This window comes from Kitasatospora sp. NPDC001603, from assembly GCF_040298365.1.
GTDB lineage: Bacteria > Actinomycetota > Actinomycetes > Streptomycetales > Streptomycetaceae > Kitasatospora.
Genome location: NZ_JBEPAA010000017.1, coordinates 26,043 through 48,507, shown reverse-complemented (window position 1 = coordinate 48,507; position 22,465 = coordinate 26,043). Strand labels below are relative to the sequence as shown.

Annotated in this window: 19 protein-coding genes; 12 read left to right on the top strand and 7 right to left on the bottom strand. The window is 76.0% G+C overall.

The annotated features are described in order from the left end of the window. The first annotated feature begins 82 nt into the window (after window positions 1-82). The 4 genes from ABT263_RS13865 to pgm all read left to right on the top strand — a co-directional run bounded on the left by ABT263_RS13865 (window position 83) and on the right by pgm (window position 5,295). Window positions 83-1,180 carry an AAA family ATPase gene (locus tag ABT263_RS13865; protein WP_352290712.1) on the top strand — a complete coding sequence of 366 codons (1,098 nt, stop codon included), beginning with the start codon at window positions 83-85 and terminating at the stop codon, window positions 1,178-1,180. Further along, a complete protein-coding gene (locus ABT263_RS13860) occupies window positions 1,177-2,751 on the top strand; it encodes a DUF58 domain-containing protein (protein WP_352290711.1) in 1,575 nt (524 codons plus the stop codon). The genes ABT263_RS13865 and ABT263_RS13860 overlap by 4 nt, the downstream gene beginning before the upstream one ends. Further along, window positions 2,748-3,395, top strand: coding sequence for a hypothetical protein (locus ABT263_RS13855; protein WP_352290710.1), 648 nt, complete (start codon window positions 2,748-2,750; stop codon window positions 3,393-3,395). The genes ABT263_RS13860 and ABT263_RS13855 overlap by 4 nt, the downstream gene beginning before the upstream one ends. Before the next feature lie 250 nt (window positions 3,396-3,645). Further along, window positions 3,646-5,295: a phosphoglucomutase (alpha-D-glucose-1,6-bisphosphate-dependent) gene (gene pgm, locus ABT263_RS13850; RefSeq protein WP_352290709.1), complete on the top strand. Its 1,650-nt coding sequence runs from the start codon at window positions 3,646-3,648 to the stop codon at window positions 5,293-5,295. 77 nt (window positions 5,296-5,372) lie between these two features. On the opposite strand, the gene ABT263_RS13845 is transcribed toward pgm, so the two are convergent. After that, window positions 5,373-6,218 (bottom strand): DMT family transporter, encoded by an 846-nt coding sequence (locus ABT263_RS13845; protein ID WP_352290708.1) that lies wholly within the window; start codon window positions 6,216-6,218, stop codon window positions 5,373-5,375. A 340-nt stretch (window positions 6,219-6,558) separates the two neighbouring features. On the opposite strand from ABT263_RS13845, the gene ABT263_RS13840 reads away from it, so the two are divergent. Next, a complete protein-coding gene (locus tag ABT263_RS13840) occupies window positions 6,559-8,211 on the top strand; it encodes a phospholipase D-like domain-containing protein (protein ID WP_352290707.1) in 1,653 nt (550 codons plus the stop codon). A gap of 84 nt (window positions 8,212-8,295) precedes the next feature. On the opposite strand, the gene ABT263_RS13835 is transcribed toward ABT263_RS13840, so the two are convergent. Both ABT263_RS13835 and ABT263_RS13830 read right to left on the bottom strand, forming a co-directional pair. Beyond that, a complete protein-coding gene (locus ABT263_RS13835; RefSeq protein ID WP_352290706.1) occupies window positions 8,296-8,592 on the bottom strand; it encodes a hypothetical protein in 297 nt (98 codons plus the stop codon). 241 nt (window positions 8,593-8,833) lie between these two features. Then, window positions 8,834-9,736, bottom strand: coding sequence for a LysR family transcriptional regulator (locus ABT263_RS13830; protein WP_352290705.1), 903 nt, complete (start codon window positions 9,734-9,736; stop codon window positions 8,834-8,836). Window positions 9,737-9,851: 115 nt separating this feature from the next. Here ABT263_RS13830 and ABT263_RS13825 point away from each other — a divergent pair, with 115 nt between their 5' ends. The 5 genes from ABT263_RS13825 (at window position 9,852) to ABT263_RS13805 (ending at window position 14,986) form a co-directional block, all read left to right on the top strand. Next, entirely contained in the window at window positions 9,852-10,778 is a 927-nt protein-coding gene (locus ABT263_RS13825) for a pseudouridine-5'-phosphate glycosidase (protein ID WP_352290704.1), read from the top strand. Between the two features lie 5 nt (window positions 10,779-10,783). Beyond that, a complete protein-coding gene (locus ABT263_RS13820) occupies window positions 10,784-11,671 on the top strand; it encodes a carbohydrate kinase family protein (protein ID WP_352290703.1) in 888 nt (295 codons plus the stop codon). Window positions 11,672-11,718: 47 nt separating this feature from the next. Continuing rightward, window positions 11,719-12,021, top strand: coding sequence for a hypothetical protein (locus tag ABT263_RS13815; RefSeq protein WP_352290702.1), 303 nt, complete (start codon window positions 11,719-11,721; stop codon window positions 12,019-12,021). Window positions 12,022-12,171: 150 nt separating this feature from the next. Next, window positions 12,172-12,408, top strand: a complete 237-nt coding sequence (locus ABT263_RS13810) for a hypothetical protein (RefSeq protein WP_352290701.1) — start codon at window positions 12,172-12,174, stop codon at window positions 12,406-12,408. Between the two features lie 157 nt (window positions 12,409-12,565). Further along, window positions 12,566-14,986 (top strand): PKD domain-containing protein, encoded by a 2,421-nt coding sequence (locus ABT263_RS13805; protein WP_352290700.1) that lies wholly within the window; start codon window positions 12,566-12,568, stop codon window positions 14,984-14,986. A 78-nt stretch (window positions 14,987-15,064) separates the two neighbouring features. On the opposite strand, the gene ABT263_RS13800 is transcribed toward ABT263_RS13805, so the two are convergent. Both ABT263_RS13800 and ABT263_RS13795 read right to left on the bottom strand, forming a co-directional pair. Then, a complete protein-coding gene (locus ABT263_RS13800; RefSeq protein WP_352290699.1) occupies window positions 15,065-15,991 on the bottom strand; it encodes an aldo/keto reductase in 927 nt (308 codons plus the stop codon). Between the two features lies 1 nt (window position 15,992). Next, the gene (locus ABT263_RS13795) at window positions 15,993-16,940 is read right to left on the bottom strand and encodes an NAD-dependent epimerase/dehydratase family protein (protein WP_352290698.1); all 948 of its coding nucleotides are present in this window, start codon (window positions 16,938-16,940) and stop codon (window positions 15,993-15,995) included. 87 nt (window positions 16,941-17,027) lie between these two features. Here ABT263_RS13795 and ABT263_RS13790 point away from each other — a divergent pair, with 87 nt between their 5' ends. Together ABT263_RS13790 and ABT263_RS13785 are read left to right on the top strand one after the other, a co-directional pair. Further along, the gene (locus ABT263_RS13790) at window positions 17,028-17,948 is read left to right on the top strand and encodes a LysR family transcriptional regulator (RefSeq protein ID WP_352290697.1); all 921 of its coding nucleotides are present in this window, start codon (window positions 17,028-17,030) and stop codon (window positions 17,946-17,948) included. 226 nt (window positions 17,949-18,174) lie between these two features. Further along, on the top strand, window positions 18,175-18,567 hold the full coding sequence (locus ABT263_RS13785; protein ID WP_329491448.1) for a guanyl-specific ribonuclease: 393 nt from the start codon (window positions 18,175-18,177) through the stop codon (window positions 18,565-18,567). Window positions 18,568-18,947: 380 nt separating this feature from the next. Here ABT263_RS13785 and ABT263_RS13780 read toward each other — a convergent pair whose 3' ends face one another. Together ABT263_RS13780 and ABT263_RS13775 are read right to left on the bottom strand one after the other, a co-directional pair. Continuing rightward, on the bottom strand, window positions 18,948-21,017 hold the full coding sequence (locus tag ABT263_RS13780; RefSeq protein WP_352290696.1) for a prolyl oligopeptidase family serine peptidase: 2,070 nt from the start codon (window positions 21,015-21,017) through the stop codon (window positions 18,948-18,950). Next, window positions 21,010-22,452 carry an MFS transporter gene (locus ABT263_RS13775; RefSeq protein WP_352290695.1) on the bottom strand — a complete coding sequence of 481 codons (1,443 nt, stop codon included), beginning with the start codon at window positions 22,450-22,452 and terminating at the stop codon, window positions 21,010-21,012. Before ABT263_RS13775 ends, ABT263_RS13780 begins: the two co-directional genes overlap by 8 nt. Window positions 22,453-22,465: the final 13 nt, after the last annotated feature.

Sequence of the window (22,465 nt, the reverse complement as noted above, 5' to 3'; positions counted from 1 at the left end):
AGGGACGCCCAGCACCCGCCGTTCCCCCGCACCCCCGCCGGTCCCGGTAGTTGGCCGGCCGACGCCGCCCTTCAGGAGAACCATGACCGCCGTTCCCCAGGCCCCCGTCCCGGACACCGAGCACGCCCCGGTGGCCGAGCAGTCCCCGGGGCGTCCGGCCGAGGCCCAGGTGCTGACGCCGCAGGAGGCCGGCCGCCGCGCCCGCGCGGTGGTCGAGGAGATCGAACGCGCCGTGGTCGGCAAGCCCGAGGCCCTCCGGCTGGTGATGCTGGGGGTGCTGGCCGGCGGCCACGTGCTGATCGAGGACCTGCCCGGGCTCGGCAAGACCCTGCTGGCCCGCTCCTTCGCCACCACCCTCGGCCTGGACTTCCGCCGGATCCAGTTCACCCCCGACCTGCTGCCCTCGGACGTCACCGGCGCGCCGTTCTACGACCGGCGCAGCGGCGAGATGGTCTTCCGCCCCGGGCCGCTCTTCACCCAGCTCCTGCTGGCCGACGAGATCAACCGCACCCCGCCGAAGACCCAGGCCGCGCTGCTGGAGGCGATGGCCGAGGGCCAGGTCTCCGTCGACGGCGCCACCCGCCGGCTGCCGCAGCCGTTCGTGGTGATCGCCACCGCCAACCCGATCGAGTACGAGGGCACCTACTCGCTGCCGGAGGCGCAGCTCGACCGCTTCCTGCTCCGGGTGCGGATGGGCTACCTCAGCACCGGTCTGGAGGCCTCCATGCTCCGGGCCCGGCTGGACCGCGCGGTACCGGAGCCGGTCCTGGAGACGGTCAGCAGTCCGGCCGAACTCCTCGCCATGCGGGCGGCGTTGGAGCGGGTCGAGGTCGACGACGACCTGGTCGACTATGTGATCGCGCTGGTCCACGCCACCCGCAACGACCCGCAGATCCAGGTCGGCGCCTCGCCCCGGGGCGGTCTCGCGCTGGTCCAGCTGGCCCGGGCCCGAGCGATGCTGGAGGGCCGCGACTACCTGACCCCGGAGGACGTCAAGGCGCTCGCCGTCCCGGCCCTGGCCCACCGCATCACCCTGACCCCGGAGTTGTGGGTGCGCCAGGTCGAGGCGGACGACGTGCTGGCGCGCCTGGTCGCCGCCGTCCCGGCGCCGCAGACCCTGCCGCGCGCGGCCGGCGGGCCGGGGAGCGGCCCGGTGGACGCCCCGGACGCCGCCCGGTGAACCCCGAGCCCTCCGCCGCCGACCGGCCCGGGCAGCAGGCCCGCCGGCTCGCCGCCCAGAGCGCGGCACCCGGCGGACGCCCGGTACGCCGGCTCGCCGGCCCGGCCGCCGGCCCCGGTCCGCGCCCCGCCCGCGGCCGCCCGGCCCGGACCGCCCGGACCGGAGGGCCGACCGGTACGCGGTCCGGCCCGAGCACCGGCCCGCGCACCGGCCCGGGCACCGCCCGGCGGACGGCCACCCGGGGCCCGGAGCAGGCCGTCGCGCGCCTGGTCGCCCGCAGCGCCCGGGCCACCGCGGCCGGCCTGCCGAGCACCCCGCCCTCCCCGCACTGGCGCCCCGGCGAGCGCACCCTGCGCCTGCTCACCGTGGCCACCGTCGCGGCCGTCGCCGCGCTGGCCACCGGCCACGCCTGGCTGCTCGCGCTGGCCGCCGGCCCGGCCGTCCTGCTCGCCCTGGCGGCCCCGGGCACCGGCCGGCCGTCCCGGCTGGCCGCCGAGAACAGCGTCGAGCCGAGCCGCTGCCTGGAGGGCGAGCCGATCACCGTACGGATCACCGTCCGCCACGACGGACGGATCGGCCGGCTCGACCCGGCCGTCGCCCTCGGCCCCGGCGTCGCCCTGACGGCGGTGACCGTCGGCGCCACCGAGGTCGACCTGGTGCTCCGGGCCGAACGCTGGGGCCGCTGGACCCTGGGCAGCGTCGACATCGACGTCTACGACGCCGGCGGTCTGGCCCGCCGGACGGTGCGCACCGACCTCGGCACGGTGGACGTCTTCCCGGTACCGAGCGCGGCTCGCCTCACCCCGATCTCGGTACGGCTGCCCGAACGCCTCGGCGAGCACACCACCGCGCACGAGGGCACCGGCGTCGAGGTCGTCGGCGTGCGCCCGCACGTGCCCGGTGAGCGCCAGCGGCGCATCCACTGGCCGTCGACCACCCGCCGCGACGCCGTCCAGATCAACCAGTTCGCGGCGGAGCGGGCCGCCGACGCGGTCGTCCTGCTGGACACGCTGGCCGACTTCCTGGACGCGGCCACCGGCCGGTCCAGCCTCGACGAGACGTTGCGCGCGGCCGGCGGCCTGACCCGCGCCTACCTGCGCCGGCACGACCGGGTCGGCCTGATCGCGGTTGGCGGGAAGCTGCGCTGGCTCGCCGCGGGCAGCGGGGACCGGCACTTCTACCGGATGGTGGAGAGCGTGCTGGAGGTCCGCCAGGACCGGGGCCACCGGGGGCCCCTGGTGCCCCGGCTCCCGGCGGCGGCGCTGCCCGGCCACGCGCTGGTGTACGCCTTCACCTCGCTCGCCGACCAGCGCATCCTGGACGTGCTCGGCCAGGTCCGCGACCGCGGCAACCCGCTGGTCGTGGTGGAGGTCCCGGCCGGCGAACCGGTGGTGGAGCCCGGTGACGAGATCGGCGCGGTGGCCCTGCGGCTCTGGCACGCCGAACGCGAGGCGATGCGCTCGGCGCTGCGCGCCCGCGGCATCCCGGTGGCCCGCTACACCCCGGGCGAGGCGCTCGACCTGGCGCTCGCGCCACTGCTGCGCCGCCGGATCGGGGGAGGAGCCCGATGACCACCGTCGACGACACCCCGACCGCCGCCCCGACCGCCGCCTCGGTCGCTGATGCGGTCGCTGCCGAGCCTGGGATCGCGCCCGCCGCCCGGTGGGTCGGGTGGGCCGAGCGGTCCGCGCTGCGCTGCACCGGCGTCGCGCTGGCGCTCACCGCCGCCGGGGTCGGCGGCACCGTCGACGGCGCGGTGGACCGGTTCGGCCCGGTCGCCGCGGTAGCCGCCGCGGCCTTCGCCTTCTGGGCCGCCCCGCCGCTCGACGAGCCGCCGCGCCGCCCGCACAGCTGGCCCGGTCGGCTCGCCGCGTCGCGCAGCACCGTGCTGGCGGCCGGGAGCGTGCTGCTGGCCGCGCTGGGCGAGCCCCCGTTCGGCCGGATCGCGGCGGTGGCCGCGCTCCTGATCGGCCACCTGCTGCTGGTCGACGTCCTCGGCCCGCAGCGCGACCGCGTCCGGCCCGTGCACGCACTGGCCGCCCTCGCCGCGTCCGGCCTGGTCCTGTCCGTGGCCCTCGCGTCGACCGGCGCGGGGGAGTGGTCGCGCCCGATCGCCCTGGCCGGCCTGGCGGCCGCGGCCTGGGGCGTCACCCGGGCGCTCCGACCCCGGCCCGGCCCCCGGGCACGGCCGGCGGAGCCACACCCCGGCGACTGAGCGCCCGCGGGCCCGCGCCGGGTCGCCGGTCGGCCCGGCGCCGGGGTGTTCCGCCGTCGCCCGTGCGCGCCCCGGTCGTGCGCCCCCCGGCTCGCCCCGCCGGGCGCCGCTGGTGCCGGACGCTCCGGTCCCCGGGGGTCGCCCCGTGTGGGCCGAAGGTCGCGCGCTGGCTACGATCGGTGAGCACGGGGCAGAAGGATGCGCCGGGCCGCGCGGCCGGCGCACGGCGAGGAACACTGTGGGAGAGACGATGGCACACGCACGGGCCGGGCAGCAGGCGCAGCCGGACGACCTGGTGGACGTGGCACGGTTGGTGACGGCGTACTACACGCTGCACCCGGACCCGGAGGAGCCGGGCCAGCGGGTGGCGTTCGGCACCTCGGGGCACCGCGGCTCCTCGCTGGACGCCGCGTTCAACGAGGACCACATCGCCGCCACCACGCAGGCGATCTGCGAGTACCGGGTGGCCCAGGGGACCACCGGCCCGCTGTTCCTCGGCGCGGACACCCACGCCCTGTCCGAGCCGGCCCGGGCGACCGCCGTCGAGGTGCTGGCGGCCAACGGCGTCACCGTCCTGCTGGACAGCTCCGACGGCTACACCCCCACCCCGGCCGTCTCGCACGCGATCCTGGCCCACAACCGGCGCCACCCGCAGGCGCTGGCCGACGGCATCGTGGTGACGCCCTCCCACAACCCGCCGCGCGACGGCGGGTTCAAGTACAACCCGCCGAGCGGCGGTCCGGCCGGTTCGGAGGCCACCGGCTGGATCCAGGACCGCGCCAACGCCCTGATCCGGGACGGCCTGCGGGGCGTCAAGCGGGTGCCCTACGCCCGTGCCCTGGCCGCCGCGACCACCGGCCGCCACGACTACCTCACCGCCTACACCGAGGACCTGGTCTCGGTGCTGGACCTCGACGCGGTGCGGGCGGCGGGCCTGCGGATCGGCGCCGACCCGCTGGGCGGGGCGTCGGTCGCCTACTGGGGCCGGATCGCCGAGACGCACCGGCTGGACCTGACCGTCGTCAACCCGGTCACCGACCCGACCTGGCGGTTCATGACGCTGGACTGGGACGGCAAGATCCGGATGGACTGCTCCTCGCCGGCCGCGATGGCCTCGCTGATCGAGCGCCGGGACCGGTTCGCGATCGCCACCGGCAACGACGCGGACGCCGACCGCCACGGCATCGTGACGCCGGACGGCGGCCTGATGAACCCGAACCACTACCTGGCCGTCGCCGTCGACTACCTGTACCGCCACCGCGCCGACTGGCCGGTGGACGCGGCGGTGGGCAAGACGCTGGTGTCCTCCTCGATGCTGGACCGGGTCGCCGCCGACCTCAAGCGGGACCTCGTCGAGGTGCCGGTCGGCTTCAAGTGGTTCGTCGACGGGCTGCTGGAGGGCTCGATCGCGTTCGGCGGCGAGGAGTCGGCCGGGGCGTCGTTCCTGCGCCGCGACGGCGGGGTGTGGACCACCGACAAGGACGGCATCCTGCTGGCCCTGCTGGCCTCGGAGATCACCGCGGTGACCGGCCGCACGCCCAGCGAGTACTACCGCGACCTCACCGACCGATTCGGCGCCCCCGCCTACGCCCGGGTGGACGCCCCGGCCGACCGCGAGCAGAAGGCGCTGCTGGCCCGGCTGTCGCCGGCGCAGGTCCGCGCCGGCGACCTGGCGGGCGAGGCGGTCACCGCCGTCCTCACCGAGGCGCCCGGCAACGGCGCCGCGATCGGCGGGATCAAGGTCTGCACCGAGAACGCCTGGTTCGCGGCCCGCCCCTCGGGCACCGAGGACGTCTACAAGATCTACGCCGAGTCCTTCCACGGCGCCGACCACCTCGCCCGGGTCCAGGCCGAGGCGCGCGAACTGGTCAACGAGGTCCTCGCGGGCCCGGCGGCCTGACCTCCCGCTCCGCACCTGCCGCTTCGCGGCGCCGGGCCCCGGCCCGGCGCCGCGGGGAGCCGGCGGCCGTCCGGGGCTCAGGTCCCGGCGGTGGCGGGTTGCTCGGCGTCACCGAAGCGCGCCAGGGTCAGCGCGCCCAGGACCGCGGCGGCGAACCCGGCGACGGCGAGCGGCGTGGCGTCGTGACGGGTGTGGTCGCCGAGCAGCAGCACCCCGACGATCGCGGGGCCCAGGGTCTCGCCGAGCACCATCGCCGCCGTCGCGGCGGTGACCGACCCGCTCTGCATGGCCCAGGTGAGCGCGGTGAAGCCGCCCAGCCCGGCGACGGCGATCGCGTACGCCGAGGGTTCGCCGAACAGCTCCGGCAGCCGTGCCCCCGGCAGGACCCGGACCGCGACGCCCACCACCCCGAACTGCAGGCCGGCCACCAGGCCGAGCAGCGGGGCGCGCCGCGCCCCGGCCAGGCGGACCACCGCCCACCCCACGGCCGTCAGGGCGACCGAGACGAGCAGCACGCCGAGGCGCAGCGGCTGGTCGCCGGACCCGCGGCCGTCGTGTCCGGCGGTGAGCGCGAGGACGCAGAGCCCGGCGCAGACCGAGGCCACCCCGATCCACTCGCTGCGCCGCAGCCGGATCCGCAGCACCCGGGACGCCCCCACGGCGGTGACGGCGAGGGCGGAGGCCAGGGCGGCCTCGACCTCGTAGAGCGGCAGCCGCTCCAGCGCGACCAGCTCGGCGGCGAACCCGAGCATGTCCATTCCGACACCCACCAGGAACGGCCACTGGCGGAACGCCCCGGCGAGCGCGGCGGCCTCGCCCGCATGGTGGCCCACCGCGGCGCGGCGCGCGCCCACCGCCTGGAGGACGGTGGCCGAGCCGGTGAGGAGGGCGGCCAGGAGCGCCGCCAGCAGGCCGAGGAGCATGGGCCGACGCTACGGATCCGGGGCCGGGCGGGCGCCCGGCTCGCCGGTCGCGGGGTCCGGATCGCCGCCGCCGTCACCCGCCCGGACGTGCCCCGGCGTGACCGGTACGGGCGGTCGGCCCGACGCGTCCCGCGAGCGCGGCCGACGGGGTGACACCGCTGATTGACGCATCGTCATGCATGCTTCTGACGATGCGTCGCCGATCGGCGGGGGTCGACCGGCGGGTCTGTTTCCGGCCCGGTGACTGGTTGTCATGCGCAGATTCGACAGCAAGTTACTTTTCGGTAATCTCAGGGTGTCCCACGGGTGAACCACCCGCCGCTTGCTGAAGGAACCTCACGTGCACCTCCCTTGGTCCCGCCGGTCCGGCCGCCTCGTCCGCTCGGCCCTGGCCGTCGCCGCAGCCACCACCCTGTTCGCCGCCGTCCCGCCCCCGTCGGCCCTCGCGGCCCCCGCCGAGGGTGCCACCGCCGACGGCGGGACGGCCCACCTCGACGCCGTCGAGCGTGCGCTGCGCGAGGTGTCGCCCGGTCTGGAGGGCTCGGTCTGGGAGCGCACCGAGGGCAACGCGCTGGCCGGCACCGCCGACGATCCGGCCGGCTGGCTGCTCCAGACGCCCGGCTGCTGGGGTGACGCCGGCTGCGCCGACCGCCGGGGCACCCGTGCGCTGCTGGCCAGGATGCAGGCGGACGTCGCCTCGGCCACCCGGACGGTCGACGTCTCCACCCTCGCGCCGTTCCCCAACGGCGGCTTCCAGGACGCACTGGTGGCGGGGCTCAAGGCCTCGGTCGCGGCCGGTCACCGCCCCCAGGTGCGGATCCTGGTGGGCGCGGCGCCGCTCTACAACGCCAACGTCCTCCCCTCCCGCTACCGCGACGAGCTGCTGGCCAGGCTCGGCCCCGCAGCCGGCTCGGTGACGCTGAACGTCGCCTCGATGACCACCTCCCGCACGGCGTTCTCCTGGAACCACTCCAAGCTGCTGGTGGTCGACGGCCGGAGCGTGATCGCCGGTGGCATCAACGGGTGGAAGGACGACTACCTGGACACCGCGCACCCCGTCTCGGACGTCGACCTCGCCCTGACCGGCCCGGCCGCCACCTCGGCCGCGCGCTACCTGGACACCCTCTGGGCGTGGACCTGCGGCCGCACCGGCCTGTTCGACAACGCGTGGTTCGCCTCCTCCGACGGCGGCGCCTGCCGGCCCTCGATGGAGCGGGACACCAACCCCGCCGCGCCCGCCACCGGCAGCGTCCCGGTGATCGCCGTCGGCGGCCTGGGGGTCGGGGTCAAGGCCGCGGACCCCGCCTCGGCCTACCGGCCCGCACCGGTCGCCGGGGCCTCCGAGACCCAGTGCGGTCCGCTGGCCCTGCACGACAACACCAACGCCGACCGCGACTACGAGACGGTCAATCCCGAGGAGAACGCCCTGCGCGCGCTCGTCGGCAGTGCGAGCAGCCACATCGAGATCTCCCAGCAGGACATGAACGGCACCTGCCCGCCGCTGCCGCGCTACGACGCCCGGCTCTACGACCTGCTGGCCGCCAAGCTGGTGGCCGGGGTCAAGGTGCGGATCGTGGTCAGCGACCCGGCGAACCGGGGCACGGTCGGCAGCGGGGGCTACTCGCAGATCAAGTCGCTCTCCGAGGTCTCCGACGTGCTGCGGGCCCGGCTGACCCGGCTGACCGGCGACCCGGCGAAGGCGGGCGCCGCGCTCTGCGGCAACCTCCAGCTCGCGTCCTTCCGCGCCGCGCCGACCGCCACCTGGGCGGACGGGCACCCGTACGCGCTGCACCACAAGCTGGTCGCGGTCGACGGCTCGGCCTTCTACATCGGGTCGAAGAACCTCTACCCGGCCTGGCTGCAGGACTTCGGCTACGTGGTCGAGGACAAGGGAGCGGCGGCGCAGCTGGACCGCGACCTGCTGGCGCCGGAGTGGACGCACTCGCAGGCCGCCGCGACCGTCGACTGGACGACCGGGCTCTGCCGGGCTTGATCCTCGGGCCCCAGGGCCTCACCTGACGGTCGGTTCGCGCCTGCCCGCCCCGCCCCGCCGGCGGGTGGCCCCGGTCCCGGGCGGTCAGCCGGCGTCCCGGCGCCCGGGCGCGCCCTCGGTCCACCGGTCCTGGACGGGCTCCCGGTCGCGGCAGGGGAGGTGCCGGTTCAGCGCGTCGCCGCAGTTGGCGGCCACCACGCGGCGCAGCCGGGCGGTCAGCCGGGCGGTGACCGGGTGGACCAGCCCGAGCAGCAGGGCGATGGCCCGGCGGTCGAGGTGTTCGATGGCCGCGGCCAGGGCTCGGACCCCGTGCACCAGAGCGGTACAGGTCAGGGCGGTGCGGTGGGCGGCATGGTGCGAGAGTCTGCGGAACCGGTTCACATGGGTGCAACATTCCGGCCACCCGGCCGGTTCTGGCCGGTTTCCCCTCCCTGGTGGCGAACGATTCGGCACGCGCCTCCCCCGTACCCGGCCCGCCGTGGCGCACGCGGTGGCGCGTGCGCTGGCGCGACGGTGGCGCGAGCGGCGGCCGGCGGCTCGCATCCGCCGTCCTGGAGCTCAGCCGTCCTGGTAGTCAGCCGCCCTGGAGGTCAGTTGTCCCGGAGCTCAGCCGCCTTGGTGGTCAGTCGCCCTGGAGCGTGCCCGCCTCCTGGCGGATCAGCTCGCGCAGCGCCGCCAGCCGGGGCCGGCCGTCGTCGAGCCGCCACTGCATCTCCAGCGGCAGGGTGGCCCGGCCGGCGAGCGGGACGGTGACCACCTCCTCGGTGAGGTGACCGGTCATCGAGCGGGGGACGAGCGAGAACGCCCGGTTCTGGGAGAGCAGGTAGAGCCGTGAGCCGACGATGCGCGGCGGGCTCACCAGGACCGGCGGCTCCACGCCGTGCTCGGAGCAGAGTCCGAGGACGTGGTCGTAGTAGCGCGGGTGCTGCTCGCGGGGCCAGAGCAGCAGCGGGAGGTCCCGCAGCTCGGACAGCCGGACGGCGTCGCGCCCGGCCAGCGGGTGGTCGCGGCCCAGCGCGACCCGGACGGGCTCGTCGGCGAGGGCCTCCCGCCGGTAGCCGGGCACCTCGTCCAGGAAGCGGCCCAGGCCGATGTCTGCCAGCTCGGCGGCCAGCGTCGAGGAGACGCGGCCGGTGTCGACGGCGAGCTCCGCGGTGTCCAGCGCGGGTAGTTCGCGCTCGGCCCGGCTGACCACGGCGGGCAGCAGCCGGTTCATCACGCTGGGGGAGGCGACGATCCGGGCGGTGCCCGTCCGCGCCTCCTCGTGCAGCCGGACGCGGGCGAGCAGGGCGGCGGCCTGGCCGAGGAGCCGGGCGCTCTCGTCGGCCATCACCTCGCCCGCCGGGGTGAGGGCGACGGCCCGGCGGCTGCGGTCGAAGAGCTCGACGCCGACCGCCCGCTCCAGCCGGGCGACCTCCTGACTGACCGTCGGCTGCGAGATGTGCAGGCGCTCGGCGGCGCGGCCGAAGTGCAGACCGTCGGCGACCGCGAGGAAGACTTCGAGCTGACGCAAGGTGAATCCCATAGTCGAAACCCTATGGGAAGGCCCGGTACTCCTTCTGGATCCCGATGCGAACCGTCCCTAGGCTGACCGGAACTGCCACGGCGTGGTGGCACCCCAGAGAGAGTTCGTGCCTCCCATGAGCGGACTGCCCATCCGGATCTCCGACGACGTCGCCCGGGCCGTCGCCGACGGCGCGCCCGTCGTCGCCCTGGAGTCGACCATCTTCACGCACGGCCTTCCGCGGCCCCGCAACCTGGAGGTCGCGCTGGAGGCGGAGGAGCGGTTGCGAGCCGCCGGGGTCGTCCCGGCGACGATCGGCGTCTTCGCCGGGGTGCCCACCGTGGGACTCGGCACGGACCAGATCAAGGAACTGTCCGAGTCGGACGACCTGGACAAGGCGAGCCTGCGCGACCTGCCGGTGGTCGCCGCGCTGGGCCGGCACGGCGGGACGACCGTCGCGGCCACCGCCTTCCTCGCCCACCGGGCGGGGATCCGGGTCTTCTCCACCGGCGGGCTGGGCGGCGTGCACTTCGGCGCGGCCGAGAGCTTCGACGAGTCCGCCGACCTCACCACGCTGGCCGCCACGCCCGTCACCGTGATCAGCGCGGGCGTGAAGTCGATCCTGGACATCCGGGCCACCCTGGAGCGCTTCGAGACGCTCAACATCCCCGTCATCGGCTACCGGACGCGCCGGTACCCCGGCTTCTACGTCACCGACTCCGGGCACGAGATCGCCTACCGGGTGGACTCCCCGGAGGAGGCCGCGCGGATCATCGCGGCCCGGGACGGGCTGGAGCTGCCCCAGGCCGTGCTGATCGCCAACCCGGTGGACCCGGCCGAGCAGCTGCCGCCCCGGGAGCTCGACGCGCTGCTGACCAGGGCCTGGGCCGAGGCCGAGCGCCGGGGCATCACCGGCAACGCCTCGACGCCGTTCCTGCTCGACTTCATCCAGCGCGACACGCAGGGCCGCAGCCTGGACGTCAACGTCGCGGTCTACCGGGGCAACGTCCGCCTCGGCGGCCGGATCGCCACCGCACTGGCGGCGCTGCGGGGCGGGGAGTAGCGCCGGTGATCGAGGTACTCGGGGTACTCGGCGACCTCGTCGAGGACGTCGTCGTCTGGGTCGACGGGCCGCTGCGGCACGGCACCGACTCCACGGCCAGGGTCTTCCGGCGGCGCGGCGGCAGCGCGGCGAACGTCGCGGGATTCGCCGCCGGGCGGTGGCCCGCACGGTTCCTCGGCTGTGTCGGCGACGACCCGGCGGGGGACGCTCTGGTCGCCGAACTGACGGGCCACGGCGTCGACGTACGGGTCGTCAGGCGGGGGCAGACGGGCAGCATCGTCGTCCTCGTCGACGACGCCGGGGAGCGGACGATGCTCCCCGACCGGGGCGCGGCCACCCTGCTGGACACCGTGCCGGACGAGTGGCTCGCCGGTCTGACCCACCTGCACGTGCCCGCCTACTCCTTCGACGGGGAGCCGGTCGGGAGCGCGGCGGCCGACGCCCTGCGGCGGGTGCGCCGGGCGGGCGGCACCACCTCGCTCGACGCCTCCTCGACCGGCATGCTCGCCGGCTTCGGCCGGGAGCGCTTCCTCGCCCTGGCCGCCGAGTTGACGCCCACCCTGCTGTTCGCCAACCAGGAGGAGGCCGCTTTCCTCGGGCTCCTGGTGGAGGGCCGGCCCGGCCCGGAGCGGGCCCGGCTGGCGGGCACCACGGTGGTCACCAAGGCCGGTGCGGCGGCGACCACCGTGGACGCGCCCGGGCGGGCCCCCTTCGCGGTGCCCGTCCCGCCGGTCGGCGAGGTCCGCGACCTCACCGGCGCCGGCGACGCGTTCGCCGCGGGCTTCCTGGCCGGCTTCCTGGCCGAGGTCGGCCTGCGCGAGGCCACCGCGCGCGGCCACCGCTGCGCCGCCAGGGTGCTGGCCTCACCCGGGGCGTCCTTCGGCCCCCGCTGACCCGCCCGCCGCCGGTCGGCGGGGGCGGCCCGGATACCATTCCCTCCGTGTCGGTCAACATAGAACTCGCCCTCTTCGTCGACGGCCTCACCGGCCGGGAGCAGGCGTGGGAGGTGGTGCACGCCCTCGCCGCCGTGCTGCGGGACGAGCGGATCGACGACGAGGTGGGGATCGGCGTGGGCGAGCTGGACGGGGAGTTCATCGTCTCGGGCGAGAGCGAGTACCCGCTGGTCATCACCCGCTTCTACGCCTGGCGGCCGGCGTTCGAGCGCGCCGTCACCGAGGCCGTCGGGAAGGTCGCGCCGCACGCCCGCCCGGCCGTCGAGTGGGGCTACCCGGACGAGCGCTGAGCGGACGGGCACGGGCTGACACGCCCACGGACGGCGCAGAGTCCGGCGCCGCGCACGGCCGGTCCGATAGGGATGGCTCGTCCATCGCCGATCCGCGATGGCTCGTCCCCCGCCCATCCGAAAGGCCGACCCATGCTCCCGCTCAGCCCGATGCCGAAGCCGCTCCGCCACGCCGCCCGCGCGGCCGGTGCCGTCCTGCTGCTCGCCGCTCCGCTGCTGGCCGCCCACCCGGCGGCCGCCGAAGGCCCGAAGACGCCCCAGGAGGCCGCCGTCTGCCGCGGCGTGGTGGGCACCCTGGTCGGCGGATCCCTGCTGTTCGGCCCGGGCGGCGTCAACGCGGTCTGCGCCGTCCAGCCCGAGAAGACCCCGGCCGACGACCTGTCCTGACCCCCCGGCCCGGGGCCCGCCGCCGCAGCTCCGATACCGGGGTGCGGAGCTGCGGCGACGTCGTGGATACTGATCGCCGCGCAGGAGGGACGCCCTGGGTCTCTCGGCGTCCCCTGGACCGGCGCGCCACCAGAACGTCACACCAGGGGGATCAACTTTGTCGTTCCACCGTCGCGTTGGCATAGCCATCGCCGTCGCCTGCTCGGCCGGCGCGGGAACCGCGCTGCCTTCGGTCGCGCAGGCCGAGACCGCCGTGCTCTACGTGGACAACAGCACCACCGCGCACTGCTCGGACGCCGGGGCCGGCACCCAGGCCCAGCCGTACTGCGGCATCCAGGCCGCCGCGGACGCGGCCCAGCCGGGGCAGACCGTCCAGATCGCCCCGAACCGCACCTACCAGGGCATGATCACGGTCAGGCGCTCGGGCCTGCCCGGCAAGCCGATCGTCTTCAAGGCCGACATTCCCTACAGGGTCCCGGCGACGGGCGTCGAGGTCGGTCAGCAGGACGGGCCCGACGTCCCCGGCTACGGCTTCCTCATCTCGGGCGTGCACGACGTCACCGTGACGGGCCTGCAGATCACGGCCCCGCAGGAGGGCGTGCTCGTCAAGGACTCCGAGCGGATCGTCCTGGACCGCACCATCGTGGGCGCGGGAAGCGGCGGCGCGGCCCAGCCGGGCCCGGCCGTCCGGATCACCGGCCACAGCGCCGGCGTCACGGTGAGCCGCAGCCAGATCGCCTCGGCCGGCCCGATCGGCGTGGCGGTCGAGGCCGGGGTGACGGGCACCGTCCTCACCACCAACCTGGTGACCGAGACGGACGGCCGGGGCGTGCTGGTCACCGACGCCCCCGGCACCGTCGTGGTCGGCAACACCTTCGGCCGTAACTGCCTGAGCGACATCGAGTTCGCGGGCAACTCCTCCGGCGCGACCGTCGAGAACAACGTGCTGGCGAAGCGCCCGGCGGACTGGTGCGGCGGCGTACCGGTCTCCTCGGTCGCGCTGACGGTGTCGGCGGGCTCGACCCAGGGCACCAAGGTCGACTACAACAGCGTCCAGCCCGCGCCGGGCGCGGCCGCCTACGCGTGGGGCGGCACCTCCTACGCCACGGCGGCGGCCTTCCGGGCCACCGGCCAGGGCGCCCACGACAACGGGGCCGACCCGGGCTTCTCCCAGTCGACCTCGGACTACCGGCCGATCGCGGTCGAGGGTCTGACGGACGCCGCCGACGCCTCGGCGCCCGGCGCCCTGGACACCGACCTCTACGGCGACCCGCGCGCCGACCACCCGAAGATCGCCAACACCGGTACCGGCAACGGCTACCAGGACCGCGGCGCCGTGGAACTGCAGGACACCATGAGCGTCATGGTGTCGGCGCTGCCCTACTCGACCACCGGGCACCCGCTGAACGCCCGGGCCACGGTCTGGTACACCCCCGGCTGGGCACCGGTCGGCGCCACCCTGGACTTCGGTGACGGCACCGCGCCGGTCCCGGTGACCTCGGGCAACATCACCGTCGACCACGACTACCCGGCCGGCGGCAGTTACACGCTGACGCTCACCGCGACCAGCGAGACCGGCCTGGTCCGCACCTCCACCGGGACGGTGAAGCTGGCCCCGGTGGGCGAGCTCCGCCCGTCCTTCGGGGTGTACCAGCCCGATCGCACCGTCGCCCGGGTCACCGTCACGGACCGGACCGTCAGCCCCTGGCCGGTGGCCCGCTACGTCATCGACTTCGGTGACGGCACGGCCCCGGCCGTCAGCGAGGGACCGACCCCGCCGAGCGGTGTCATCCACGACTACGGCGTGGCCGGCACGTACACCGTCACCGAGACCGTCGTCGACGACCACGGCCGGACCGGCAGCACCGGGACCCAGCTGTACGTCGCCGGTCCGCAGGCCGGCGTGCCGTTCGCCGGCTACTTCGGCGGCCCCACCAGCCACGTCGGGCTCTTCGACAAGGGCCGTTGGGCGCTCTCCTACCAGAAGGCCTCCGGCCAGGCGAACCTGGTCTGGAGCCTCGGGGACCCGGGGGATGTTCCGGTGGTCGGCGCCTGGGACAACACCTGCCAGTGCCAGTCCGGCATCTACCGTCCGAGCACCGGCACCTTCGCCCTGCAGCACTCCGACAAGTCCGTCTCCACGGTCCAGTTCGGGGAGCCGGGCGACCTCCCGGTCGTCGGTGCCTGGGACCGCGACAACCACGACCAGCTGGCCATCTTCCGTCCGAGCACCAGCACCCTCGCGGTGCGCCACGACAACGGCAGCGTCTCCACCATGCGCTTCGGCGACCAGGGCGACCTCCCGGTGGTGGGTGACTGGGACGGCGTGCACCACGCCCAGTTCGGCGTCTTCCGCCCCGGGCGGAACGAGGGCGACCCGAACCTGTTCATCCTGCGGCACGACGACGGCAGCGTCTCCACCGCCGCCTACGGCGTCAAGGGTGACCTTCCGGTGGTCGGCGACTGGCTGGGCCGGGGCCGGACGACCTTCGGGATCTTCCGTCCGAGCAGCCACGTCTTCGCCCTGAGCAACGCCTACGGTGGGCAGAGCGACTCGGTGTTCACGATCTACGGCTGATCCGGGCAGTGCCGGCGGAGGGCCGGGGCGCGCAGCGACTGCGTGCCCCGGCCCTCCGCCGTTTCGACGGCCGGCGCCTCACCCGGTGGGCCCGGGCTGCGCCGGGCCGAACGGTGCGGCGGGTGAGCCGAGTTCGGAGAGTTCGGTGAGTTCGGCCGGGGTGAGGGTGAGGTCGGCGGCCGCGGCGGAGTCGAGGATGCTGGCGGACCGGCGGGCGCCCGGGATCGGGACGACGGCGGGGGACAGCGCGAGCAGCCAGGCCAGGCCGATCCGCTGGGGCGAGACGCCCCGCTCGGCGGCGATCCGGTGGAACGCGCCGGACGTGACGGCGACGTCGTCGGGGCCGTCGAGGACACTGCGCGACAGCCCGCCGAGCGGACTCCACGGCAGGAAGGCCAGCCCCAGGCGCTCGCAGAGCCGCAGCTCCGGCTCGGCGGAGCGGACGGCGGGGGAGTAGCGGTTCTGGACCGAGACCAGGCCGGCGCCCAGGATGTCCCGCGCGACCAGGATCTGCCCCTCGTCGACGTTGGAGATCCCCGCGGCCCGGATCTTCCCGGCATCCAGCAGGTCGCGCAGGGCGCCCACCGACTCGGCCCACGGCACCCGGGGGTCGGGCTTGTGCAGCTGGTAGAGGTCGATCGCCGCCACGCCCAGGCGCCGCAGCGAGCCCTCGCAGGCCTGCCGCAGCCGGTCCGGGCGGCTGTCGACCGTCCAGGAGCCGTCACCGGGCCGGCCGCGCCCGCCCTTGGTGGCGACCAGCACGGCGGCGCGGTCGGCGGCGGTCCGGCTCGCCAGCGCGCGGGCCACCAGCCGTTCGTTGTGGCCGAGTTCGCCGGCGTGCCAGTGGTAGGAGTCGGCGGTGTCGATCAGGGTGACCCCGGCGTCGAGCGCGCTGTGCAGGGTGGCCAGGGCGGAGGCCTCGTCCGGGCGGCCCTCGACGGAGAGCGGCATCGCGCCCAGTCCGATCGCGCCGACGGCCGCGGCGCCGATGGTGCGCTGTCGCACGTCACGCCTCCCGCGGGGAGAGGGCGGCGGCCTCCGCCACGGCGTCCGGCAGCCAGTCGGCCAGCGGGGAGAACCGCAGGCCGAGCGCGACGGCGCGCCGGTCGTCCATCGGGTACCAGCGGTCGAAGGAGAACGGCGAGGCGTCCTCGCCGGCCGTCACCCGGTAGCGGGCGGTGGTCCCCAGCCGGTCGGCGATCAGCTCGCAGAGCCGGACCACGTCGAGCGCGTCCGGCGAGCACGCGTTCACCGGACCGGCGTCGTCGGAGGCCGCCGACCGCACCAGCGCGGCGGCGATCTCCTCGTGGTGGACGAAGGACGTGGGCCGCGGCCTCGCGTGCACCGCGACCGGCCGCCCGGCCGCGATCAGCTCCGTGTAGTGCGCCAGCCGGCCGGTGAAGTCCCGCGCCCCGCCGCCCAGGACGTGGGCGCTGCGCACGCTCGCCCAGGAGAACGGCGGATCCTGCGCGAGCACCGCCTCGGCCTGCCGCTTCCCCTCGGCGTACCCGGTCGCCTCGTCGGTGCGCCGGGCGAGCGCCGCCGGATCGTGCCACGGCAGCTCCGACGGGACGGCCCGGAGCGGGTCGACGGCGGACTCGGGCACCGGAACACCCTCGGTGGTGCGCACCAGGGGCGAGGTGGCCGGGTCGTACACCTCCATCGTCGAGGTCATCACGTACCGGCCGGTACGGCCGGCGAACACCCGGCGGGCGACGGCCGCCTGGACGGGGGTGTAGAGCACCTGGTCGATCACCGCGTCGAAGTCGCGGCCGCCGAGTGCGGCGGCCAGCCCGGTCTCGTCGGACCGGTCGGCGCGGACGTGGTCGACCCCGGGCGGCGGCGGGGTCGAGCCGCGGTTGACGAGGGTGACGCGGGTACCGGAGTCCCGCAGCAGGGTGACCAGGTGCAGGCCGAAGTACCGGCTTCCGCCGATGACGCAGACGTTTCGCATGCCCCCACTCTGCTGCCGTACCGTCATCAGCGGAACTACCGACCTGCTGAACGAGTCATCAGCAGAACTGTCGACCGAGGGAGCGCGATGATCGACGTACGGAGGCTCGGCGTGCTGCGGGCGGTCGCCGAGCACGGGAGCTTCAACCGGGCGGCCACCGCCCTGCGCCTCACGCCGTCCGCGGTGTCCCAGCAGGTCGCCGCGCTGGAGCGGGGCCTGGGCACGGCGGTCGTGGAGCGTTCCACCCGGGGTGTGCGGCTCACCGAGGCCGGGCAGCTGCTGGTGGAGGCGGCCGCCGCGGTCGCCGCCGAACTGCGCCACGCGCAGGAGCAGATCGGCCGGCTGGGCGCGGCCCGGCCCCGGCTCACCCTCGCCACCTTCACCAGCGGCGGGCGGCACCTCCTGCCGGCGGCGCTGACCCGGTTCGCCGCCGACCACCCGGAGGTCGAACTGCGCATCCTGGAACGGGAGCCCGAGGACAGCCTGCCGATGGTGCGCGAGGGGGTGGCCGACCTCGCGCTCGCCTACCACTTCGACGGCCCCCTGCCGGTGCTCCCCGGAGACCGCTCCGGCCTGGACTGGACCCCGCTGATGGACGATCCGTTCTCGGTGGTGCTGCCCGACGGGCACCGGCTGGCCGGCCGCGAGGCCCTGGACCTCGCCGAACTCGCCGAGGAACGCTGGGTGCTGGGCTGCCTGAAGACCGAGACCTTCCTGCGCCGGTACGCGGCCGTGGCCGGCTTCGAACTGCGGGTGGCGGGTTCCACGACCGACTACTTCTTCGCCCGCACCCTGGTCGCGGCCGGGGTCGGCGTCTCGCTGGTCCCGTCCGTCGCGCTCGACCCGGCGCTGTCCGGCACCCGGGTGGTGCCGGTGGTGGCGCCCCGCCCCGCCCGGCACTTCGGGATCGCCGTCGCCCGGGGCCGGCGGCCGTCGCCGTACGCCGAGTCGCTGGCCGCGCTGCTCCGGGAGGGGGCCGCGGCGGGCGGGCGCGGGGCCCGGGGCTGACCGACCGGATGGGGCTGACGGGGCTGGTCGGGGCCGACCGGGCCGACCGGGCCGTTCGGAGCTGTCCGGACGGCCCGGGCGCGCGTTCGGCGCGCGGGCGTCCGTGCGCCGGGTGTCCGGCCGCCCGAGTACGGTTCAAGTCGCCCGTCCGTCCGGCGACTTACCCCCAGGTGAAGAGTTGGATCAGGCCTTCCGGTGCCGCTCCGTGCCTGGTCACACTGTTGTCATGACCCGCACTCTACGCGCGTGGAAGACGCGCGCCGCCGCCGTCACCGTCGTCGCCCTGCTGACCCTCGCCCCCGCCGTGACCGCCACCGAGGCCCACGCCACCGTGAGCGGCTCGGTGTGCCTCTCCGCGCTGCCGGCCGAGGCCGACCACACCCTCGACCTCATCGCGAGCAACGGCCCGTTCCCGTACTCCCAGGACGGCGTCGTCTTCCAGAACCGCGAGCGCGTCCTGCCGAGCAGGTCCACCGGCTACTACCACGAGTACACCGTGGTGACCCCCGGCTCGCCCACCCGCGGCGCCCGCCGCATCGTCACCGGCCAGGCGTACCGGGAGGACTACTACACCGGCGACCACTACGCGACGTTCCGGCTGATCAAGTTCACCTGCTGACCTGCTGACCTGCTGACCTGCTGACCTGCTCACCCTGCTGCCGGCCCCTGACCCCGCTCCGCCCGCCCTGCCCGGCCCCCGACGGACCCGTCGGGGGCCGGCCCGGTGGGCGCGCCCGGCCAGCCACCGCGCTCCGGCACACGCCGGCCGCCGGCCCGGTCGTCGGCGATGATCCGCCGGAACACCGCCCCGAGAGCGGGCTCGTCGGACTCCTCGCCCTCGCGGACGGCGACCGTACGCGCGGTCGTGTCGTCGTGGCCGCCGGTGGTGGTCCCGCGCGGGTCGGTCCCGTAGCCGGCCGGGGCGAAGCTCCTGCTGCCGCGGACGGGTCCGTCGTCGCGGGAGTGACGCCCGGGGTGAGCCGCGCTGCGGCCCCCGGGTCAGAAGCCCGCCGGAAGGCCGAGGCGGTCGGCGAAGAAGGCGAGGAGGTCGGCGAAGAGCGCGGTGCGGCGGGAGGCGGCGCGGGCGCCGTGGCCCGCGCCGCGTTCCAGACGGAACAGGACCGGCTGCCCGCTGCCGGTCGCGGCCTGGAGGGCGGCCGTCATCTTGCGGGCGTGCAGCGGGTCCACCCGGCTGTCGCCGTCGAAGACGGCGAACAGGACGGCGGGGTAGCGGGTGCCGGCGCGGACGTGGTGGTACGGGGAGTAGGAGAGCAGCCGGGCGAGCTGCGCCGGATCGGCGGCCGTGCCGTACTCGCCCGTCCAGCTCGGCCCGAGGCCGGAGAGTTCGTAGCGCGCCATGTCGAGCAGGGGGGCCATGCAGACCACCGCCCCGAAGCTCGCGGGCCGCTGGGTCAGGGCGGCGCCCACCAGCAGGCCGCCGTTGGAGGCGCCCCAGATGCCGAGCTGTCCGGGGGTGGTCCAGCCGGTCGCCACCAGGTGGTCGGCGGCGGCGTGGAAGTCGTCGAAGGTGTTCTGCTTCCGGTCGAGCATCCCGTCGCGGTGCCACTGCTCGCCCTCCTCGCCGCCACCGCGCACGTTGGCGACGGCGTAGACCCCGCCGGCCCGGACCCAGGCGAGTGCCTCCGGCGCGTACCCGGGCGTCAGCGACTGTCCGAAGCCGCCGTAGCCGGTGAGGATCGCCGGCCGGGGGCGGTCCGGGCCGCCGCGCCGGGCGAGCAGGAACATCCGGACGGTGGTGCCGTCCCGGGAGGTGAAGGCGAGTCGGCGGGTTTCGAGGCCGTCGGCCGGGTCGTCGGCGGGCTCGGCCACGGCGGCCCCGGGGACGGGCCAGGGCGTCACCGCACCGGTGCGGGTGTCGTAGCAGAGCACGGCCGGGGGAGTGGCGAAGTCGGTGTGGACGAACCAGGCCCGGTGGGCGTCGGTGGCGGCGACCCGGACCTTGCCGACGGTGCCCAGCGGGGGGACGGGCACCGGGCCGAGCGGCCGGCCGTCGGCCAGGTCGTGCAGGGTGACCTCGCCGACGGCGTGCCGGGTGCGGACCACCAGGGCGAGCGGGCGGTCCGGATCGGGACCGTCGAGGATCGCGAAGTCCTCCAGGACGGCCTGCGGGTCCTCCGGGATCAGTTCGGTCCAGGTGTCCGGCGTGGGAGCGCCCGGGGTGGTGACCACGACCCGGCCCCGGGGCGCGTGCAGGTCGGTGGTGAGCCAGCAGCGGCCGTCCGGCGCGGTGCCGGGGCGCAGGTGCGGCTGGGACCGCGCGTCGAGGCCCTCCTGGAGCGGGCGCAGCCGGGGCCGGTCCGGCCGGTCCTCGGTCAGGTCGGCGATCCAGAGGTCCCGGCGGGGCACCGCGCCGGCGGCGGCGCCGACGACCAGCCAGCGGCCGTCCGCGCTGGTCCGCACGGTGTAGTGCTGGGTCTTCGCCCGGCCGGTGCCGAAGACCACCGCGTCCTGCTCGGGGTCGGTGCCGATCAGGTGCAGCTGGACCCGTCGGTGGTACTGGCCCTCGCCCGGGTGGAGCGCGGGGTGCAGCCGGCGGACGTAGTAGAAGCCGTCGGCGTCGGGCAGCCAGGCGACGGTGCTGCGGCGGACCCGGTCGATCGGGCCGTCCAGGACGCGGCCGGTGTCGACGTCCAGGACGAAGAGGGCGGCGTTCTCGGTGCCGCCGGACGCCACCTGGTAGGCGAGCCGGCGGCCGTCCCAGGACGGCTCCCACTCCTCCAGGGTGGTGCCGCCGGTCGGGTCGAGCAGCGCCGGATCCACCAGGACCCGGACGGCGCCGGAGGGTTCGACGACGACCAGCTCGGGGTGTTCGGCGCCGGGGAGCGAGCGGGTGAGGAACAGCCGCGCGCCGGCCGGGCGGGGGGCGGAGCGGGCACCGAGGCGTTCGGACAGCTCGGTGAGCCGGGCCTCGGCACTCGCGCGCGCCCGCCAGCCGTCGGCGGCGGCGCGGTAGCGGGCGTCCTGCTTCTCCGTCCACTCCTGGACGGCCGGGTCGTCGGCGTCCTCCAGCCAGCGGTACGGGTCGGGCGGCGGCGGGCCGTCAGTCATCCGAGCTCCTCCCGGGGTCGGCGCCAGCTGGTGCGGCGGTGGGTCCGGTGCCGGGCGCGGGGGCGCGGCCGGGGGCGGGCGGCGCCGCGTGCGCGACGACGGCGGGTTCCGCCGGCTGCTCCGGGTCCGCCTCCGGGGCCGGAGCCGCCCGGGTGCCCGGGGCCGGTCCGGCCTGCGCGTCGAGGTCCGGGGTGGCCGGTGGCCCGGGCGCCGGCTGAGCGTCCCCGTCGGCCGCCGGCCCGGCGGCGAGCCGTTGGGTGGTCCGCAGCGGAATCCAGCCGCCCGCGGTGACCGCCGCCGTCAGCACCGCCATCACCGCCCAGGTGCCCGCCCCGCCGAGGCCCTGCAGCAGCGCGCCGGCCGCGACCGGGCCCAGCGCGGCCAGGCCGCTGAGCAGCAGGCCGGTGGCGGCGCTGACCCGGCCGATCAGGTGCCGGGGGGTCTGCCCGAACAGGGCGTGCCCGACCACCACGCCGGCGGCCGGCGAGAGCATCATCAGCAGCGTCAGCAGGGCGGCGACCACCCCGGGCGCGAAGGTCAGCGTGAACACCGCCAGCACCGCCGTCCAGCCCACCCCGATGCCGAGCAGGATGGTCGGCACGCTCAGCCGCTTGACGAACCACGGCGCCAGCAGGGAGCCGACGATCCCGCCGACGCCCGCGCAGGACAGCACGGGTCCGATCACCCAGCCGGAGGCCCCGTTCGCCCGCAGCTCCAGGATGACGATCACATCGATGGCGGCCGCGACCAGATTGATGGCGGCCGCGTACACCAGGATGACGAACAGCTCGCGCCGGCGGACCAGCCAGCGGATGCCCGCCGTCAGCCCGCGGTCCTCGGCGCGGGGCTCCGCGGCCGTGGGGCGGACGGTGATCCGCCAGATCAGGGCGGCCGACACGGCGTAGGAGAGCGCGTCCACGGCGAACGGCAGCATCCGGTCGGCGGCGTAGAGGACGCCGCCCAGCGCCGGCCCGGCCAGGCTGACGGCGGCCTGGAGGGCCTGGCCCATGCCCAGCGCGTCGGCGAGGTCCTCCTTGGCGACGACGTCCCGGGTGAGCACGGTGTTGGCGGGCCCGAACATCGCGGTGGCGATGCCCTCCACCGCGGCCACCAGCAGCAGTTGGGCGTAGGACGGGGAGCCCCAGAGGGCGACCAGCGGGATGGTGGCCACCGCCACCAGACGCACCAGGTCGGTCGTCAGCATGACCCGGCGCCGGTTCCACCGGTCCACCAGACCGCCCGCCGGGAGGCGGAAGCCGAGCCTGGTGACCAGGGCGACGGTGGCGACCGCCCCGGCCTGCGCCGCGTTGCCGCCCAGGCTCAGCACCAGCAGCGGGTAGGCGATCGTCGACATCGCCGAGCCCAGGTTCGACGTGAGGTCGGCGAGGAAGGACCGCCGGAAGTCGCGGTTGGTGCGCAGCACGCCAGCCAGCATGGCCGCCCCCTCC

Excerpts from the sequence above, each read along its gene's own strand:
- ABT263_RS13865 (WP_352290712.1), top strand. The coding sequence starts at position 83 with ATGACCGCCGTTCCCCAGGCCCCCGTCCCGGACACCGAGCACGCCCCG.
- ABT263_RS13790 (WP_352290697.1), top strand. The coding sequence starts at position 17,028 with ATGATCGACGTACGGAGGCTCGGCGTGCTGCGGGCGGTCGCCGAGCAC.
- ABT263_RS13825 (WP_352290704.1), top strand. The coding sequence starts at position 9,852 with ATGAGCGGACTGCCCATCCGGATCTCCGACGACGTCGCCCGGGCCGTC.
- pgm (WP_352290709.1), top strand. The coding sequence starts at position 3,646 with ATGGCACACGCACGGGCCGGGCAGCAGGCGCAGCCGGACGACCTGGTG.
- ABT263_RS13810 (WP_352290701.1), top strand. The coding sequence starts at position 12,172 with ATGCCGAAGCCGCTCCGCCACGCCGCCCGCGCGGCCGGTGCCGTCCTG.
- ABT263_RS13855 (WP_352290710.1), top strand. The coding sequence starts at position 2,748 with ATGACCACCGTCGACGACACCCCGACCGCCGCCCCGACCGCCGCCTCG.
- ABT263_RS13775 (WP_352290695.1), bottom strand. The coding sequence starts at position 22,452 with ATGCTGGCTGGCGTGCTGCGCACCAACCGCGACTTCCGGCGGTCCTTC.
- ABT263_RS13795 (WP_352290698.1), bottom strand. The coding sequence starts at position 16,940 with ATGCGAAACGTCTGCGTCATCGGCGGAAGCCGGTACTTCGGCCTGCAC.
- ABT263_RS13830 (WP_352290705.1), bottom strand. The coding sequence starts at position 9,736 with ATGGGATTCACCTTGCGTCAGCTCGAAGTCTTCCTCGCGGTCGCCGAC.
- ABT263_RS13845 (WP_352290708.1), bottom strand. The coding sequence starts at position 6,218 with ATGCTCCTCGGCCTGCTGGCGGCGCTCCTGGCCGCCCTCCTCACCGGC.
- ABT263_RS13785 (WP_329491448.1), top strand. The coding sequence starts at position 18,175 with ATGACCCGCACTCTACGCGCGTGGAAGACGCGCGCCGCCGCCGTCACC.
- ABT263_RS13780 (WP_352290696.1), bottom strand. The coding sequence starts at position 21,017 with ATGACTGACGGCCCGCCGCCGCCCGACCCGTACCGCTGGCTGGAGGAC.